At 42.8% G+C, this 3,774-nt stretch carries 7 protein-coding genes and 1 pseudogene; 2 read left to right on the forward strand and 6 right to left on the reverse strand.

What is annotated here, in order from left to right; all coding sequences use genetic code 11:
- Positions 1–368, reverse strand: a 368-nt coding sequence (locus NG833_RS28130; protein ID WP_375293974.1) for a hypothetical protein, incomplete at its 3' end; no start/stop codon positions are given.
- 54 nt (positions 369–422) lie between these two features.
- Positions 423–695, reverse strand: a complete 273-nt coding sequence (locus NG833_RS28135) for a helix-turn-helix domain-containing protein (protein ID WP_254568575.1) — start codon at positions 693–695, stop codon at positions 423–425.
- Between the two features lie 183 nt (positions 696–878).
- On the opposite strand from NG833_RS28135, the gene NG833_RS28140 reads away from it, so the two are divergent.
- Positions 879–1,031, forward strand: a complete 153-nt coding sequence (locus NG833_RS28140) for a Rho termination factor N-terminal domain-containing protein (protein WP_254568576.1) — start codon at positions 879–881, stop codon at positions 1,029–1,031.
- 12 nt (positions 1,032–1,043) lie between these two features.
- On the opposite strand, the pseudogene NG833_RS28145 reads toward NG833_RS28140, so the two are convergent.
- Positions 1,044–1,186, reverse strand: a pseudogene (locus tag NG833_RS28145) (ISAzo13 family transposase); the annotation flags it as partial.
- Positions 1,172–1,339, reverse strand: coding sequence for a hypothetical protein (locus tag NG833_RS28150; protein WP_309143890.1), 168 nt, complete (start codon positions 1,337–1,339; stop codon positions 1,172–1,174). The gene NG833_RS28150 and the pseudogene NG833_RS28145, both read right to left, overlap by 15 nt.
- A gap of 115 nt (positions 1,340–1,454) precedes the next feature.
- Between NG833_RS28150 and NG833_RS28155 the strand changes: the two genes are divergently transcribed.
- Complete coding sequence (locus tag NG833_RS28155; RefSeq protein ID WP_254568578.1) at positions 1,455–2,846, forward strand: ISKra4 family transposase; 1,392 nt, start codon at positions 1,455–1,457, stop codon at positions 2,844–2,846.
- Here NG833_RS28155 and NG833_RS28160 read toward each other — a convergent pair.
- Positions 2,843–3,262, reverse strand: a complete 420-nt coding sequence (locus NG833_RS28160) for a hypothetical protein (RefSeq protein WP_254568579.1) — start codon at positions 3,260–3,262, stop codon at positions 2,843–2,845. The genes NG833_RS28155 and NG833_RS28160 overlap by 4 nt on opposite strands.
- Positions 3,150–3,473, reverse strand: coding sequence for a hypothetical protein (locus NG833_RS28165; RefSeq protein ID WP_254568581.1), 324 nt, complete (start codon positions 3,471–3,473; stop codon positions 3,150–3,152). The genes NG833_RS28160 and NG833_RS28165 overlap by 113 nt, the downstream gene beginning before the upstream one ends.
- Between the last annotated feature and the right edge of the window lie 301 nt (positions 3,474–3,774).

Below are 3,774 nucleotides of genomic sequence, written 5' to 3' on the forward strand. Positions count from 1 at the left end.
ACTGATTGCGGGTTTGAGGGGTCTGAATCGCAAATTGAATTCTCTGAGCGCAAGTTTTTTTTCGGTTTGGGTTTGGGCGGTATCAGGGAGTCGATCGCTCGGACGATGACTCGGTGAATGGCCCAATGCCCAAAATTTTTTAGCCCCCTGACGATTCCACATTCTGACAATTTGGTAAAGGCATCTTTCACGGTCTGACGGCAGTAGCCTTTTCCTCTATGCCTTGCTACCCATTTGTTGAAGTCTCTGAGGTCTGGTTCAACGGGTTTATCCAGGGTCTTGGTTTCTTCCAGCCATTGCCACAGGTATTGAGCGGCTGGGGGAAGTTTCTGTTGCAAGCTATAGGCCGCGTGTTTTTTAGTCCACATAATTTTGATCCGGTTCAAATTTCCCCCGCCGGTGATTTTGACGGGGGTCTGTTTTTATTCGATTTCATCCTGGGAGTGCGATCGCATCATCGGTCCAAAGTCATCGGGTAACTCGTTGATAGTCAATCCCAGTTCTCGGCATAGGGCCTTTACCTGGGCAATTGTTGGACGCGCCTGCGTTTCACCTGACACCCAACGAGCATAAGTTCTCAGGGGAATACCGCATCGCCTGCATAGTTGTTCTTGAGTTAACTGGGTTCGGTCAAGTCGTAGTGCCTCCAATAGGGAACCACCTTCCTGTCTTTCAGCATTTTGTTCTTTTTTCATTATGACTTATTGACATAACATTTTGGCGTGACAGATTGACATAAGTCAAGGTCTCATGCCAGAATGTCATACAAGAAACAACACTAAAGGACAGGCAGCGAGATGCTGTCCGTTATCAGGGTGCATTTACGCGACCTGTCCTTTCCTCTGTCTATATCACTTTTCGTTGGAGAGATGATAAAAATGAGCACCTACTCTCGCCCTGAGTTAGAGGCGATGACCGTCCCAGCGATTAAGCAGTTTTGCCGCGATCGCGAAATCACCGGATACTCGCGCTATACCCGCAAAAGTGACTTGATTGCTTATGTTGAAAGCGTCTTAGGAATGAAAATTTAATAACTTCACTATCTACTCAATTGCCGGAACAGCACGGTAATTCCATTTGGGCAAATATTCATCAAAAATAATTTTCATAGTCTCCTTAAATCCTTCGGCTACTTTTCGCCCAGTTTTATAAACTTTATCGATTACATTTACTACCACAGAAAGTCCAGTTTTTGTGTGGGTTTTTCCATGAGTTCTTTGACTAACTCAATGCTGGTAAAAATGACTCCTTGACAAGCTCTCGTTACATGAGGAAATAAGCGATGCTCAATTGGATTGTATTTAGACGCATAGGGAGGGTAATGGGGCGCATCCAGCAGTTAGGGGAGGGGCCTTCACAGGTTTTGGATGGGGAGACGTCGAGGAAGGAGTAGAATAAAAAGAGGGAATGTGCTTGCACACATTCCCGGCTCACTAAAAATTTAAACTTATAATATGATAACACGCCTGGAAGGATTGATAGCTGAACACCTCAACTGTCCGAGCCACTGTTCAAAACTAGAAACAGCATCGAGTCTAGTGGCCATAGTGTGGGTAGCATGGGGGATTGGATTAGAATTGGCAAGGCGAGTGGTAGAGATGGAGTTGACTAGAAGGGCCTTCTTACCGACCCAATGGCCTTCTTGTCCACATTGTGGGACTCGTTTGAATAGTAAGGGTTTTCAACAACGTTCAATGCTAACTCTTGTGGGACGAGTGAAGTGGTCTCGCCGAGTGGGACGTTGCCCGCACAAGAGTCATGGTAGTCTATTAGTGCCTCTTGACGAATTACTCTTAATAAGACCCGACCAAAAAACCTCGGATGAAGTGATTAAACTGGGGTGTTTATTAGTAATTTTTGTTCCCTTTGAAATTACTTCTCATTTACTTTTACAATTAACTGGCATTAAAGTTTGTGCTCAAACAATAGCCAATTGGGTGAAGCTCAAGGGACGGCTGGCAACGTCCCAACGAGCGGAAGAACTCACGGCTTTTTCCCAAGGAGAAAGCCCCAGTCCTGAACAACTATCGGATGAGTTACAGTCAATGGCTTTAGCTATAGCGGGTGATGGGGTGATGGTGCCTTTTAGACCCCAGGAAAAAAGTCCGTCTGGAGCCACGCAATGGAGAGAAGTAAAAGTTGGGATAATCGCGAGATTAGGAGCGTATGTTACCCGCGAGGGTAAACCCGCAACCAGGCTACATAACCGTCGTCTAGTCGGGGTTCTAGGAAATATTCATGACCTAGCTCCCCGACTGATGGCAGAAGCCCTCCGCTCCGGACTTCAGGATGCCTCTAAGGTAGTCTGGCTATCTGACGGAGCCGTAGGATTCTGGAATTTATATGAGCAATTTTTAGAGCCGTTAAACGTAGTAGGGGTTTTAGATTTCTATCATGCGGCGGGACATTTATGGTCAGCGGCGGCTGCATATAAAGATGGCCGGACTCGCGATGCCAAGGAATGGTTTAAACATTGGCGGCATGAATTGAGGCATGGCAATTCAATTGGAGTAGTGAATGAGCTAAATACTCAGGCTAATTCTCTCTCTTTAAAAGTCGGTCAACGCCAGAGCATCCGACGAGTACATGATTATTTTAAGGCGCACGTTGAACACATTACTTATCAAGCCTTTGAAGAACAAGGAATACCCAGAGGCTCTGGCATGGTCGAGAGTGCTTGTAAATGGTTGATACAACAGCGCTTTAAGGGGGTCGGTATGCGGTGGAGTAGTGAGGGATTTAATCACCTTTTACATTTACGTCTGGCTTGGGTAAATAGTCGCTTTGATGACTTGTTTTCAGACGGGAGTTGTTTTGAGCCTTCTACCTCCTCCCCCAACTCCTAGATGCGCCCAGGGTAATGTGCTATTCTAATTTCTATATTTAGCTCATTAACTAATTTTTGCAAATCTGATTTAAAGATATAATAATTAGAATTATTACTACCGTCTCCATCACATTTAATTAAAATTGAATGGGCTTGAGGGTAGAGAAAAATTCCGTAATTTATCCACCATAATTTAATCGCTTCACAAGCAAATTCGCTCGTATTTTTACTAATACCTAGAGTTAGATATCCTCGGTTATTTTGCACATCATAAATTCCATGAGGCACTATTTTGCCATCAGCTAAACTGAAAAAATCATGGTCAAATGTGGTAACAGTTTCGGTAGTATAAAGAGTTCCTGGGCGATATAAATTTCCAATAAATTCCTTTTTTTTTGGTGTCCATACTAATGATAGGATTTCCCTGTAACTCATACTCTTCAGTGATTTTGGCAATATTTTTAAATTGTTCGTCACGATTCTTTGTTATTCCGGTTATTTGTTTTTTTTGAGCTTTACGTTTTACATATCCGTGCTTTTTTAATAATTTTTGAACAACCGTTGTGCTGACTGTTATGCCATAAATTTTCAGTCCTTCAACTATTTCTTTTTGCGTGAGATTAGTCCATTTGATTTTTTCATCCATTGGGCTGCCTGCTGTATAAACTTTTAAGACTTCTAAAAAAGTTTCATTCAACCCAGGTAGGAGAGACTCGCTAGTTTTTCTTCTTCCTCCTTTTCGACGAATTCTTTGTTGATTAAAAGTAGGGTCTGATTCACTTTTTAATTCTTTAATGCCTTTAGCTATTAGACATCTCCAAAAATTACAGACTATGCTATAATAAGAGCGACTTGTATTTTTTTACTGCCATGAGTGTCATTCTAAAATATATTGAAGAACACCCAGATTTAACACCGAGGCTTGTAGGAATAACTTATGAGCATTT

The organism is Oscillatoria sp. HE19RPO (assembly GCF_024220515.1).
Classification (GTDB): domain Bacteria; phylum Cyanobacteriota; class Cyanobacteriia; order Cyanobacteriales; family Laspinemataceae; genus Laspinema.